Source organism: Streptomyces sp. KR55, assembly GCF_052245645.1.
GTDB lineage: Bacteria > Actinomycetota > Actinomycetes > Streptomycetales > Streptomycetaceae > Streptomyces > Streptomyces flavusporus.
The window spans coordinates 1-11,481 of the sequence record NZ_JBQQCE010000319.1 but is presented as its reverse complement, the minus strand read 5'-3'; the positions used below and the strand labels follow the sequence as shown (position 1 = coordinate 11,481).

The following is an 11,481-nucleotide window of genomic DNA, read 5'->3' as shown; positions in this document are numbered from 1 at the left end:
TTGCGCGCACCCTCGAGCCGCCGCCCGAGCCGGTGCGCATCGCGCAGCGAGAGCTCGGTGAGGCGGGGGGCGAGGGCGCCGAGGGCGGGAGTGGCGGGGGCAGGCTGCGTAGACATACGGGACCCAGGATCTCATCCCGGGGAAATCCATGGCGAACGCTTTTGCAGGTGCCGCAACGCGAAACCCCCGCCGATGGTCTCGACGGGGGTTTGCTGCCCTCGGGGCGGTTGTGGCTGGGGCCGGGGTCGAACCGGCGACCTTCCGCTTTTCAGGCGGACGCTCGTACCAACTGAGCTACCCAGCCACGAGGTTTCATGTGAAACCTCAGCGGTCCTGACGGGATTTGAACCCGCGGCCTCCACCTTGACAGGGTGGCGAGCACTCCAAACTGCTCCACAGGACCATCTGGTTGCGTGCGACCAACGAAGCCAAGTGTCGCACACCGTTTTGCGTTCCCCCAATCGGGAGCACGCACAGATAGTTGCAGGTCTGGCGGGTCGGTGTCCAATCGGTATCGGGGGGCGAGGGCGGCTTTCGATCCGTGGCACATCCGAACCTGTGGCCGACCCGCGCGACACGCTCCACCGGGGTGAAGGCGCCGCGCCGGGCCGGCAGGCCTTGGTTCAGAGGGCGTACGGCTGATCGGTGCGGGCGGTGCGCAGTGCCTTGCCCCACCACGCCACCTGGTCCAGCAGCTTCTTCGCCGCCGCGTCCGCGCCCTCGGGCGCCTCGCCGTCGGTGAACGAGGTCCACGGGTTGTGCAGGCTGACCATCTCGCGCACGGTCATCGCGTGCACCTCGGCGAACACCTGCCGCAGGTGCTCGGCCGCCCGCAGACCGCCGCCCATACCGCCGTAGGACACGAGACCGACGGGCTTGGCGGCCCACTCCTGCAGGTGCCAGTCGATGACGTTCTTCAGCGAGGCGGGGAAGGAGTGGTTGTACTCGGGGGTGACCACGACGAACGCGTCGGCGGCGTGCAGTCGCTCGGACAGCGGGTCCTTGACGGACTTCACGTGCTCGGCCGGCTCCTCGCCGATCGCGGGCATGGCGAGCGGCAGCGGGTGCTCCACGACATCGATCACATCGACGGTCATGTCGTCGCGTGCCTGGGCCTGCCGGGCGAACCAGTGGCCGACCTTGTCGCCGAGGCGCCCGCCGCGCGCGCTGCCGATGATGACGGCGAGGGACAGGGGCTGGGTGGTCATGCGCTACCTCCGGAAGAAGCGGCTGGGGGCGGGGAGAAAAGGCAGTACGGGGTCGGCGCCGGACGGAGAGCGGTGCTGCCCCGGCGTGAAAGTAAACTACACCGTGCGGAGCAAAAAGTCTCCCGGATTCCGCGGTTGCCTTTCCCTCGGCGCGCGGCCGCTCGGAGGGGGCGGAGGAGTCAGCCGTCCGTTCCGTACAGCCGCAGGAAGGCGCTCACGCCGGAGGCGACCAGCGCGTCCAGCTCACTCGACGGCAGCGGAAGGGCGCCGTGGAAGGAGCGCTCGTACGCCTCGGACATGGCGAGCTGCGTGAAGTGGGCGGCGGCGTCCTGGGGGTCCTCGGTGTGCAGCCGGCCCGCCGCCGTCAGGGCGGTGAAGTGCCGGGCGAGCCGGGCCTGGGTGCGCCGCGGCCCCTCGCTGCGCCAGCTGGTGGTGACCTCGGTGGGCAGCCGTGACGCCTCCGCGAAGATGACCCGCACCAGGGCGAAGTGCTCCTCGAATCCGCTCTGCGGAGCGGCGAGGGCGCGGCCGAGCGCCATGAGCTCGGTTTTCAGATCGGCCGGGTCGGTCAGGTGCCGGTCGATGAGCTCTTCCTGGTGGGCCGCCACCGCCTGCGTGCTCTCCTGGAGCACGCTCAGCAGGAGCTGCTCCTTGTCCTGGTAGTGGTTGTAGATCGTGCGCTTGGACACACCCGCCTCCGCGGCGATGCTGTCCATGCTGGCGCGAATGTAGCCCTCACGACCGAACACGGCGCGGGCGGCGCAGTCGATCGCGGAGCGCTTCGCGGGCCGCCCCGGACGGGGTGGTCGGGTGATGGGGGCCGTCATGGTGGCTCACTCCTTCGATCGCTGATCGCGCCGACCCGGCGTGGTACGGGCGAAACTATACGGTTCAGTTTACCGGCGGTTCCGCCCGGTGCACGGGTCCCGACGGCCTCATCTGCCCCTCGCGCTCACACGCTCCGGCGCCTTATTGCACTATCCGGTTTACTTATTGAACTGCACCGTGTAGTTTCCTTTCTGTCGCCACCACGGCAGCCCCTGGCGAGGGGGTGATCATGAAAGGGAGAACTTCATGTTCGGCAAGCTCACGGTGATCAAGATCTTTTGCGAGGACCTGGACACGATGGCCGCCTTCTACCGCGACCGGCTCGGTCTGAAGGTGCGTGAGGAGTACCCCGGCATCTCCGTGGTCTTCGACACCGGCCACGACGGCGAGCTGATCATCCAGAAGGGCGACCAGCCCAGGGCCATTGCCTTCACGCAGGTGGACATCCCCGCCGCGCACAAGGCCGTGAGTGATCTGGGCCCCACCGCCATCGTCCCGCACAAGACCGGTGAGCGCTTCGAGATCACCGACCCCGAGGGCAACCAGTTGATCTTCGTCAACGCCTGACCAGCCCTCCCACCATCGCGCGGGCCGTCCGCGTCATCCCCCTGCTCCTGCCGACGGCCCGCGTGCAACCACCGTTTGCTCCCCGCGGGACGCCCAGGCCGTGAATCCCCCGTGTCCGCCGGGCGTCCCGCGGGGTCCTCCTCAACAGGAGTCACAGGAGTCCAGCATGTCCAAGTTAGGGACCACGTCCGCGTCCTCTCCCGTGTCCAACCGGCATCTCAAGCCTCGTGACCCGCGTGAACATCTGGGGCGCTACGCGCTCTATCTGGCGGGCTGCCTGGTCTTCGCCTCCGGTGCCACCCTGTTCATCCACTCCGAACTCGGCGTGGACCCCCTGGATGTCCTCTCCCTCGGCATCCTGGAGCACGTCGACCTCACCATCGGCATCGTGCAGGCGCTCATCGCGGCCGTGTGCATCGCCATCTGGTCGGCGTGGAACCGCCGTCGCCCGGTCGTGATGCCGTTCGTCACCTTCCTGCTCTGCGGCAGCCTCATCGACCTGATGCTCCTGGCCGACCTGGACTGGCTCGACTCCGTACCCTCCCTGGTCGCGGCGGTCCTGCTGTGTGCCTACGGCTCAGCCCTGATCATCATGAGCGGCACCGGCATCCGTGCCATGGACCTGATCGTCATCACGCTCAACCAGCGCTGGAACGTGCCCTTCTGGGGCGCCAAGGTCGGCGTCGAGGCCGTTCTGCTCACCCTCGGGTGGCTGCTCGGCGGGCCCGTCGGCATCGGGACCCTCGCGTTCCTGATCTTCGTCGACGGCCTCATCCAGCCCTTCATGGCCTTCAACTCCGCCAAGTTGCGTCTGACCAACCACGGTCTGACCCGACCCGGCGGAGTCGGCGGCCCCGTCCTGGAAGGCAGTCGGTGAACACACCAGCACAAGAGTCGGCAGCGGTTCCTGCGGTTCGCCCCGGAACTCTGCCGCTCCTTCTCTTCGCCTCGACCCTGACCGTGATGGCGGGCTCCATCCTCGCGCCGGTCATCCAGGTCATCCGCGACGACCTCGCGGTCAGCGGCACCGCCGCCGGCCTCATCATCACCACCCACAGCCTCTCCATCGCGATCACCAGTCCGCTGGCCGGCTGGCTGCTCGACCGCTATGGCGTACGGCTGCCTCTGGCGGGCGGGCTGGTCCTGTACGGGCTGGCCGGCGGTGCCGGTCTGTTCGTCGAGAGCTATCCCGCGCTCATCGCGTCGCGTGCCGTCTTCGGCGCAGGAGCGGCCCTGGTGTTCTCGGGCACCACGGTGGCCCTGCTGAACCTGTACCGGGGGCCCGCGCAGGACCGCGCGATGGGCTGGCGCGGGACGGCCACCAGCATGGGCGGTGTGCTGTGGCCGCTGCTGGCCGGAGCCGTCGGCGGGATCTCCTGGCACCTGCCGTTCGGCGTCTACCTGGTCGGTGTGCCGCTCGGTCTCGCCACCGCCCTGCTGCTGCCCCACACCCGCCCGGCGAGTTCCGGCCGCGCGTCCGGACCGGCGCCCGGCGCCCTGGCGATGCTGCGCGAGCAGCGTCTCCTGCTCGTCTGGTACGCGCTGCAGTTCTGCGGCTCCCTGCTGCTGTACGCGCTGGTCGTCTTCCTGCCGGAGCGGCTGTCCGAGGTCGGCGTCGAGGATCCGTTGCTGGTCTCCTTCTACACCGTGGGCATGTCCGCCGCGATGAGCCTGATCGGCCTCGGGTACGCCTCGATGCGTACGCGTCTGGCCTACAGCATGCTGCTCCGCGGCTCGCTGGTGCTGTGGACGGCGGCTTTCCTGCTGCTCGCCGCCGCTCCCAACGCGCCGCTGCTGTTCCTGGCGCCGCTGCTGTTCGGCCTCGGTCAGGGCGTGTTCTTCCCGGTGACGACCGTGCTGATCGGCGAGGGCGTTCCCGCCGAGGTGCGCGGCAAGGCCACTTCGCTGTCGGGAACGGCCACCTTCGCCGGGCAGTTCGCCTCCCCGCTGCTGATCGGCCCGCTGATCCAGGCCACTTCGCCCATCACCGGGTTCCTGCTCGCGGCGGCCCTGCCGGCCCTGGCCGTGATCCTCCTGTCGGTCAGCCGGGCGGACATGACGGATCCGCACGCCGACGACGAGAACAAGGCCCCCGCCCCGGCTTCCTCTCCCCGGGCCGGGTGAGGACGGCGGCACGGTGCGCGCAGGGGTGGCACAAGAGATACGGTCTCGCGGCCGCTGCCCGTCGGGCGGTGGGCCCGCGAGCCGTGTCGCGCCCGGCGGCGTCCGGCGCTCAGCCGGAGACGGCAAAGTCCTCCGGCCGGTCGCTCGTCATCGCGGCGAGCAGCCGGGCACCCCGGTCGGGGGAGATCTCCAGCCGGCTCAGGACCGTGGGGACGGCGATGCTGGGCCGCATCAGCTGGAGCAGCCTGGCCACCTCGGTCGGCAGGTCGTACGCGTCCGGCAGTCCCTCGGACACGACCTGGACGCCCGTCCAGGCGGCAATCAGCAGACGGGCGGTCTCCGTCTCGTCGATGTACGGATGGACCTCGCCCCGCTTCTTGGCCTCACCGAGTTGACCTCCCAGGAGCTCGATCCAGTCGGGCCAGCGCGTGCCGAACACGCGTTGGGAGTTGCGGTCCACCGACAGCCGCAGCGCGGCGCTGAACAGCGGCTCCCGGGGCAGCCGGTGAGCCATGATCAGCATCGTGTCCACGGACTCCTGGAGCATCAGACCCTGGGGCTCGACGCCTTCGGTCGTCACCGCCAGTTCGAGGACACCCCGGGCGAGGTCCTCCTTGGACGGGAAGTGGAAGTAGAACGCGCCCTTGGTCACCCCGGCCTGCTTCAGGACCTCCGAGATGGTTGCGGCCTCGTAGCCGAGCTCGTCGAAGACCGCGGCGGCGGCTTCCAAGATGACCCTGCGGGTTCTGATGGCCCGCTCTTGTCTCGCCACGGCTGCTCCCTGCGTCAATCCAGAATTCACTTTAAAAAGACCGGCGCGCCGGTATCTTAGTGGGGTCGCATTCGCCATCGTGCAGGACTTGGGGGAATCGTGTCCAATACGTTGTTGCCTGGTTACGGCCACGTTGACGGGGTCGAGGGGGAGGGCGTACCCAAGGAGTACGTACATCTGCACCGAGAGGAAGCGGTCCTGGCCACCGGTTGGTTTCCGGGAGAAACCGACCAGTGCACGGTCACCGTACGGTGGCCGGCGGCGGGCCAAGGCATCGATGGCCTGCTGTTACTCACGCAGACCATCCGGCAGAGCTGCCTGGTCATCGCTCACGCCGAGAGGTCGGTGCCGCTGTCGCACCAGACGTTGATGGAGCAGATGGACTTCTCCCTCAACCGTGCTTATCGAGTACCGCGAAACCGACCGGCTGACCTGGTTGTAAATGTGTCCTGCGAGAAGACGGGCCACCGCTCCCTGCGGATGCAGCTCGCTCTGCTGCACGAAGGGCATCTGGTTGCGGAGTCCGTCGTCGCCTTCAGCTGGATAGCCCCGGCCGTCTACCGCAGGCTGCGTGGCGAGCATCTGCACGTCGCCTGGGGCGAGGCGCCCGTCCCCCGGCCCGTGGACCCGCGCACCGTCGGGTGCGTCCATGCGTCCGACGTGGTTCTGGCGCCCGCCGACCGGCCCGGCCGGTGGCAGCTGCGGATGGACGTGCACAACACGGACCTGTACGACCACCCCGTCGACCATGTCCCCGCGCTGGCGCTGATCGAGGCGGCTCGTCAGGCCGCTCAGGGTGTCACCGGACCCGCCCTGTTCTCCCCGCTTGACGTGTTCAGTTCATACTCGCGCTACGTCGAGTTCGACGCCCCCTGCTGGATCGAGGCAACCGCCGCTCCGGCATCCGGCGACGGTGCGCGGCGCGTCGTGGTCACGGGCGTACAGAACGGTGCGACCGCGTTCACGATCACGCTGGTCGGCGAGCAATAACCCGCGGGATACGGCCGCCCGAACGCTGTCTCGGGGAGGACGCCCCCGTTCCATCCGGGCAGCGTCCTCCCCGGCGGGGTCAGCGGTTGACGTAGCCGCCGTCCACCGGCATCACCACGCCCGTGACATACGACGAGCGGTCACTGAGCAGCCAGGCCGCGGCCTCGGCGATCTCCTCGGGGGCCGCCGTACGTCCATGGGGGGTGACCTCGTGGATCGCCTCCTCGAGGCCGGGGTTGCGCCCGTACCAGTCGACGGTGATCTCGCTGCGGGTCGATCCCGGGGCCACGGCGTTCACGCGGATGCCCTGGCGGGCGTACTCATCGGCCGCGGCGCGGGTGAAACCGACGACCGCGTGCTTGGAGGCGACGTAGGGGGCGGCGGCCGGGATGGCCACCAGGCCTCCGACGCTGCTGTTGTTCACGATCGCGCCGCCGCCACTGTCCAGCATGGCGGCGATCTCGGCCCGCAGGCAGTTCCACAGCCCTCGGACGTTGGTGTCGATGACGGAGTCGTAGATGTCGTCTTCCATCTGGTGCAGGGGCGTCCGGTCGCCGCCGATGCCGGCGTTGTTGAACGCTCCGTCGAGCCGGCCGTGGCGCTCCAGCGCGACGTCGACCGCCCTTCGTGCATCCTCCGCTCGGGTCATGTCGGCGGCCACGTGCGCCGCGTCGCACCCCTTGTCGTTCAGTGCGGCCGTCAGGGCCACGAGTCGTTCCTCCCGGCGTGCGGCGAGTACGACCGAGGCTCCCTCGCGGGCGAAGACAGACGCGGCAGCGGCACCTATGCCGCTGCTGGCTCCCGTGACCAACACGACTTTGCCCTGCAGTAACCCATCTGTTGTGATCATGAGAGCAGTCTGGCAGGCCTATCTTTACCTGTTCATGACAGCTTGGTTTCCGGTCGGCGGCCAGGCAGAGGCCTTCGAGACGAACGGAGTCAACTCGCCATGCGTGCCATTCAGTTCGACCACTTCGGCGGCCCGGAGGTGCTGACCCTCCGCGAGGTGCCCGACCCGGTCCCCGGCCCGGGCCAGTCACTGGTCACCGTCGAGGCCGCCGGGGTCAACTTCGCCGACACCCACCAGGTCGACGGCTCCTACCTGAGCGCGGACCAACTGCCGTACGTGCCGGGCCGGGAGGTCGTCGGCAGGACGCAGGACGGGAGGCGGGTGCTGACCATGACCACCGGCGGCTACGCCGAACTCGCCCTCGTCGACACCGATAAGGCGATCGACATCCCCGACGACCTGCCGGCAGGGCAGGCGCTGGCCCTGCTGATGCAGGGACTGACCGCCTGGCACCTGCTGCGCAGCGCGGCCCGGCTGCTGCCCGGCGAGGCCGTCGTGGTCCACGCCGCGGCGGGCGGTGTCGGCAGCCTCGCCGTGCAACTGGCCCGGGAGTTCGGCGCCGGGTGGGTCGGGGCCGTGGTCTCCAGCCCCGGAAAACGGGACCTCGTCCTGTCCCTCGGCGTGGACGCGGTGGTCGAGTATCCGCTGGACAAGCCCGCCGACGTGATCCTCGACGCGGTCGGCGGCCCGCTCTTCGACCAGGCCCTCGGCTCGCTCGCCGATTCCGGCCGCCTGGTGACGTACGGCAATGCCTCCCGCGCCGGGTTCACGCCCCTGGACCCGGCGCGGCTCAGCCGTCTCAACGCCGGAGTCGTCGGTTTCTGGCTGCGCCCCGCGCTGGCCCGGCCGGGTGGCTTCACCGAGCCGCTCGCAGAACTGCTCTCCCTGACGGTCCAGGGACGGTTGCGGCCGGTCGGCGGCGCCGAGTATCCGCTGGCCGAGGCGCGGCGGGCGCACGAGGATCTGCTGGCCCGCCGGACCGTGGGCAAGGTGGTTCTACGGCCGTGAGGCGGGCGCCGTCAGCGGGGCAGGCCGGATTGCGGGCAAGTCTCCAGCGTCGGCCGACAGGGCACCAGCGGCAACGTGTTCGTCACGCCGGTGCCTTCAGGGGCCAGGGAGCCCAGGACCTGCGGCGTGGCCACGCGCGCCAGGAGCAGTCGCCAGAACCCGGTGAGCGAGCGGCGCGTCAGCCACTCCGCGTTGTCCCGGTGCAGCGACAGGAAACCTGTGGTCGCCCCGACCACGACCGCCGTCAGGTCGTGCAGCGACACGTCATCGGCGAGGCTGCCCTCGTCCGCGGCCTGGAGCAGCAGTCGGCTCACACAGTTCCACCATTTCTGGTGGAAGTTCAGGCTGGGGCTGCGGGCGGTGTCGCAGGCGAGCTGCACTCCGGCGCGCACCACCACGTCGTGGCTCAGCAGGAAGGCGAAGACGTGCGAGATGTCGGTGAGCGTCTGGAGCGCGTTCACCGGACTCCGGCCGGCGACGCGCGCGCTGCGGTGCAGGGCTTCGGCGGCCGCGGCCTCCACTGCATCGGCCACGGCAGCCTTGTTCGGGAAGTGGAAGTGCAGTGCGCCGGTGCTCATACCGGCCTGCGAGCTGATGTCGGCGAGACGCGTCTGCACGTATCCACGCTGCTCGAACACCTCGGCCGCCGAACGGATCAGCACCTGGCGGGTTCGGAGGCCCCGTTCCTGTTTGGTCACCGGTGGCTCCAGTCGGGGAATTGTTTCCTGCGGCCTGGCGGCCGGGAGGAGTAGACGGAGGAGAGGGGACGCTGTGTGTCTGCGAGGTGGGCAACATATTAAACCAGCAATTCGGTTTGTATACCGCGCAAGACGACCACATGAAACCGTTGATTTTCATGATCGGCGGCCTTCGTTCGGGAGTGGCCCAGGGTGGGTGTGAAGGGGTGGTGTTGTCGGCCTCCTGCCCGGCCTACCAGGGACGACCGGCGATTGCCAGGTCCGGGTAAGGCGTTTTCGCGGCCGTGTATGACCGGGATCCTTCGAACTTTGACAAACCGACGCGCCGGTTTGTATCTTGTGAGACGCAAGCTCTACTGGGGATGACAGACCGTTTCACGGATGTGCAGGAGCAGTAGATGACACAGCAGCCCACCGCCTTACTGGGCCCTCACATACCCGGGCACCGCCACCACGAGGACGACCTGGCCTCTCTGGCCAACCGCCCGCCGACAGTGAAGAACACGGCTGGATCCCGCTGGCAGGCACAGCGGATCCTCGTCGTGGAGAGCGAGCCGACATCCGCCATGAGCCTGGTCCAGCGATTGCGGCGGCACGGCTACCAGGCCGAAAGCGTGGCAACCGGCGCCAAGGCACTGCAGGCGCACCACAACTGGGACCTGATCCTCCTCGACCTCGAACTGCCTGACCTGGACGGTCTGGAGGTCTGCCGGAGCATCCGCGCCATCTCTGACACGCCGATCATCGTCGTCACCGCCCTCGACTCCGAACTCGACCGGGTGCTGGGCCTGCAGGCGGGCTCGGACGACTATCTGGCCAAGCCGTACGGCTTCCGGGAGCTGATGGCCCGTATCGAGGCGGTCATGCGCAGGGCCCGTCCGCAGCGCCCCCTGCAGCAGGTCATCACGCACGGACTGCTGCGCATCGACGCGGGCGCGCGGGAAGTCCGGCTCGGCGGGCGGCTCATCGAGGTGACCCGCAAGGAGTTCGACCTGCTGCACCTGCTGGCCTCCCAGCCGGAGACCGTCATCTCCCGCAGGCAGCTCATGGTGCAGGTCTGGGACGACTCATGGTCGCGTCCGGGCCGCACCCTCGACACACACGTGAGCAGTCTGCGCAACAAGCTCGGTTCCAGCAGCTGGATCGTCACGGTGCGGGGGGTCGGATTCCGGCTCGGGCACGCGTAGCGCGGTCTGACGTATCTCTGACGTTCCGTTCGTGAGCCACTCACCTGCCGCTGCGGGCTGTGAAGGAAGTTCACAGAAGCCTGGACAAGGGCGCCTTGAGTCCTGCTCGGCGCCCGGCACAAGCTGGACCGCAGCGTTCGGACGAGCCACAAGGAGAGAGCCATCGTGCGCAAGGTGTTGATCGCCAACCGTGGCGAAATCGCTGTCCGCGTTGCCCGGGCGTGCCGGGACGCCGGTATCGCGAGTGTGGCCGTGTACGCGGACCCGGACCGGGAGGCTCTGCATGTCCGCGCCGCGGATGAGGCGTTCGCCCTCGGCGGTGACACCCCGGCCACAAGCTATCTGAACATCGACAAGGTGCTGCGGGCGGCCAAGGACTCGGGTGCCGACGCGGTCCATCCCGGCTACGGCTTCCTGTCCGAGAACGCCGACTTCGCGCAGGCGGTGCTGGATGCGGGCCTGATCTGGGTCGGGCCGCCGTCGGCCGCGATCCGGGACCTGGGTGACAAGGTCGCCGCCCGGCACATCGCCCAGCGGGCGGGTGCGCCGCTGGTGGCCGGCACGCCGGACCCGGTGTCCGGCGCCGACGAGGTCGTCGCGTTCGCCGAGGAGCACGGCCTGCCGATCGCGATCAAGGCCGCCTTCGGTGGCGGTGGCCGCGGTCTGAAGGTCGCCCGGACCCTCGAAGAGGTGCCCGAGCTGTACGACTCCGCCGTGCGTGAGGCGGTGGCCGCGTTCGGGCGCGGGGAGTGCTTCGTCGAGCGCTACCTGGACAAGCCCCGGCACGTGGAGACGCAGTGCCTGGCCGACAGCCACGGCAACGTGGTCGTCGTGTCGACGCGTGACTGCTCCCTGCAGCGCCGGCACCAGAAGCTGGTCGAGGAGGCCCCGGCGCCGTTCCTGTCCGACGAGCAGGTCGCCGAGCTGTACCGGGCGTCGAAGGCCATCCTCAAGGAGGCCGGCTACGTCGGCGCGGGCACCGTGGAGTTCCTCGTCGGCCTCGACGGCACGATCTCCTTCCTGGAGGTCAACACCCGTCTCCAGGTCGAGCACCCGGTCACCGAGGAGGTCACCGGCATCGACCTGGTCCGCGAGATGTTCCGCATCGCCGACGGCGAGGAGCTCGGCTACGACGACCCCGTCATCCGCGGCCACTCCTTCGAGTTCCGCATCAACGGCGAGGACCCCGGCCGAGGCTTCCTGCCCGCCCCCGGCACGGTGACCACGTTCGCCCCGCCGTCCGGCCCCG

12 protein-coding genes and 2 tRNA genes are annotated in these 11,481 nt (G+C 69.2%); 7 read left to right on the top strand and 7 right to left on the bottom strand.

The genetic code is table 11. The features are described 5' to 3' along the window. Nucleotides 1-230 precede the first annotated feature (230 nt). The 4 genes from ACTWQJ_RS35235 to ACTWQJ_RS35220 all read right to left on the bottom strand — a co-directional run bounded on the left by ACTWQJ_RS35235 (nucleotide 231) and on the right by ACTWQJ_RS35220 (nucleotide 2,035). Nucleotides 231-304, bottom strand: a tRNA-Phe gene (locus tag ACTWQJ_RS35235). Between the two features lie 24 nt (nucleotides 305-328). Next, nucleotides 329-403 (bottom strand) — tRNA-Asp (locus ACTWQJ_RS35230). Nucleotides 404-623: 220 nt separating this feature from the next. Beyond that, nucleotides 624-1,208: an NADPH-dependent FMN reductase gene (locus ACTWQJ_RS35225; protein ID WP_443310531.1), complete on the bottom strand. Its 585-nt coding sequence runs from the start codon at nucleotides 1,206-1,208 to the stop codon at nucleotides 624-626. Between the two features lie 179 nt (nucleotides 1,209-1,387). Further along, nucleotides 1,388-2,035 (bottom strand): TetR/AcrR family transcriptional regulator, encoded by a 648-nt coding sequence (locus ACTWQJ_RS35220; protein WP_443310530.1) that lies wholly within the window; start codon nucleotides 2,033-2,035, stop codon nucleotides 1,388-1,390. 247 nt (nucleotides 2,036-2,282) lie between these two features. On the opposite strand from ACTWQJ_RS35220, the gene ACTWQJ_RS35215 reads away from it, so the two are divergent. The 3 genes from ACTWQJ_RS35215 (at nucleotide 2,283) to ACTWQJ_RS35205 (ending at nucleotide 4,727) form a co-directional block, all read left to right on the top strand. Continuing rightward, entirely contained in the window at nucleotides 2,283-2,603 is a 321-nt protein-coding gene (locus ACTWQJ_RS35215) for a VOC family protein (RefSeq protein ID WP_443310529.1), read from the top strand. A 166-nt stretch (nucleotides 2,604-2,769) separates the two neighbouring features. Beyond that, nucleotides 2,770-3,480, top strand: coding sequence for a YczE/YyaS/YitT family protein (locus tag ACTWQJ_RS35210; protein ID WP_443310528.1), 711 nt, complete (start codon nucleotides 2,770-2,772; stop codon nucleotides 3,478-3,480). After that, entirely contained in the window at nucleotides 3,477-4,727 is a 1,251-nt protein-coding gene (locus ACTWQJ_RS35205; RefSeq protein WP_443310527.1) for an MFS transporter, read from the top strand. Before ACTWQJ_RS35210 ends, ACTWQJ_RS35205 begins: the two co-directional genes overlap by 4 nt. A gap of 109 nt (nucleotides 4,728-4,836) precedes the next feature. Here the strand turns inward: ACTWQJ_RS35205 and ACTWQJ_RS35200 are convergent, their stop codons facing one another. Then, complete coding sequence (locus ACTWQJ_RS35200; protein WP_443310526.1) at nucleotides 4,837-5,499, bottom strand: ScbR family autoregulator-binding transcription factor; 663 nt, start codon at nucleotides 5,497-5,499, stop codon at nucleotides 4,837-4,839. Nucleotides 5,500-5,598: 99 nt separating this feature from the next. Here ACTWQJ_RS35200 and ACTWQJ_RS35195 point away from each other — a divergent pair, with 99 nt between their 5' ends. Further along, nucleotides 5,599-6,489 (top strand): ScbA/BarX family gamma-butyrolactone biosynthesis protein, encoded by an 891-nt coding sequence (locus ACTWQJ_RS35195; protein ID WP_443310525.1) that lies wholly within the window; start codon nucleotides 5,599-5,601, stop codon nucleotides 6,487-6,489. Between the two features lie 79 nt (nucleotides 6,490-6,568). On the opposite strand, the gene ACTWQJ_RS35190 is transcribed toward ACTWQJ_RS35195, so the two are convergent. Continuing rightward, a complete protein-coding gene (locus ACTWQJ_RS35190; RefSeq protein WP_443310524.1) occupies nucleotides 6,569-7,339 on the bottom strand; it encodes an SDR family NAD(P)-dependent oxidoreductase in 771 nt (256 codons plus the stop codon). 99 nt (nucleotides 7,340-7,438) lie between these two features. Between ACTWQJ_RS35190 and ACTWQJ_RS35185 the strand changes: the two genes are divergently transcribed. Continuing rightward, complete coding sequence (locus ACTWQJ_RS35185; protein ID WP_443310523.1) at nucleotides 7,439-8,347, top strand: quinone oxidoreductase family protein; 909 nt, start codon at nucleotides 7,439-7,441, stop codon at nucleotides 8,345-8,347. An 11-nt stretch (nucleotides 8,348-8,358) separates the two neighbouring features. On the opposite strand, the gene ACTWQJ_RS35180 is transcribed toward ACTWQJ_RS35185, so the two are convergent. Then, nucleotides 8,359-9,045, bottom strand: a complete 687-nt coding sequence (locus tag ACTWQJ_RS35180; RefSeq protein WP_443310522.1) for a ScbR family autoregulator-binding transcription factor — start codon at nucleotides 9,043-9,045, stop codon at nucleotides 8,359-8,361. A gap of 398 nt (nucleotides 9,046-9,443) precedes the next feature. Between ACTWQJ_RS35180 and ACTWQJ_RS35175 the strand changes: the two genes are divergently transcribed. After that, entirely contained in the window at nucleotides 9,444-10,232 is a 789-nt protein-coding gene (locus tag ACTWQJ_RS35175; RefSeq protein WP_443310521.1) for a response regulator transcription factor, read from the top strand. Nucleotides 10,233-10,397: 165 nt separating this feature from the next. Then, the coding region (locus ACTWQJ_RS35170; protein ID WP_443310520.1) for an acetyl-CoA carboxylase biotin carboxylase subunit at nucleotides 10,398-11,481 on the top strand (1,084 nt) is incomplete at its 3' end.